Annotated in this window: 1 protein-coding gene; it reads left to right on the plus strand. The window is 74.4% G+C overall.

Translation table 11 applies throughout. The annotated features are described in order from the left end of the window. Window positions 1-238: 238 nt before the first annotated feature. Window positions 239-1,003: a DUF817 domain-containing protein gene (locus ACFCY7_RS40530; RefSeq protein ID WP_376491092.1), complete on the plus strand. Its 765-nt coding sequence runs from the start codon at window positions 239-241 to the stop codon at window positions 1,001-1,003. Window positions 1,004-1,034 lie beyond the last annotated feature (31 nt).

The raw sequence follows: 1,034 nt of genomic DNA on the forward strand, positions 1-1,034 counted from the left end.
CCGCACCTCCCGTCCGGGGGTGCGGCGCGCCGCCGTCTGCGGGGCGGGCCACGCGGCGGGCGTCTCCGGTCGGGCACCGGGCGGGCGTCCCCCGGTCGCGGCGACCGCGCGGGCCGGCCGGGCCGCGCACCGCTCCGGGCGGGCGCGCGGCGAGCCACCCCGGGCGGCCCCTGAGGCACCGCGAACCGACCGGGGCCGCTCCGGCGTCCCTTCCGCCATGAACACGCTCACGTACGGGATGCGGCAGCTCCTGCGCTTCGCGGTCCTCGAAGCGCGCTGCTGCGCCTTCGCCGTCGCGCTCGTCGTCGGCATCGCCGCCTCCACGCTGCTGCCCGACCTGCCCGTCGCCCGCTACGACCTGCTCCTGCTGTACGGGATCGGGCTCACCGTCGTGGCGTGGAAGGTCGGCTGGGACACCGGCCGGGACGTCGCGGTGATCGCCGGCTGCCATGCCGTCGGCCTGCTCTTCGAGCTGATCAAGGTGCGGATGGGCTCGTGGAGCTACCCCGAGGACGCGCTGACCAAGTTCGGCGGCGTCCCGCTCTACGGCGGGTTCCTCTACGCGGCCCTGGGCAGTTACGTCTGCCGGGCCTGGCGCCTGTTCGACCTGCGGCTCACCGGCTACCGGCCGCGGCTGACGGCGCTGCTCGCCGGCGCCGTGTACGTGAACTTCCTCAGCCACCACTGGCTGCCCGACGTCCGCTGGATCCTCGCCGCCCTGCTGCTCGCGGCGACGGCGGGCACCTGGGTGCGGTTCCGGGTGGGTCCGCGCGACCACCGGATGCCGCTGGCCCTGTCGTTCGTCCTGATCGGCTTCTTCCTGTGGGTCGCCGAGAACGCGGCCACCTACGTCGGCGCGTGGAGCTATCCGGACCAACTGGACGGCTGGCAGCCGGTGTCCCTCGCCAAGTTCGGCGCCTGGGCGCTCCTCATCACGGTCACCTTCGTCCTGACGGCGCACCGGGCGGGAAATCCCTTCGTGGCGGCCCCGGTGCGCGAATAGGCAATTCCGTCCGCCCGGGTGTTCGTGCACC

It is taken from the genome of Streptomyces sp. NPDC056361, assembly GCF_042262805.1.
GTDB lineage: Bacteria > Actinomycetota > Actinomycetes > Streptomycetales > Streptomycetaceae > Streptomyces.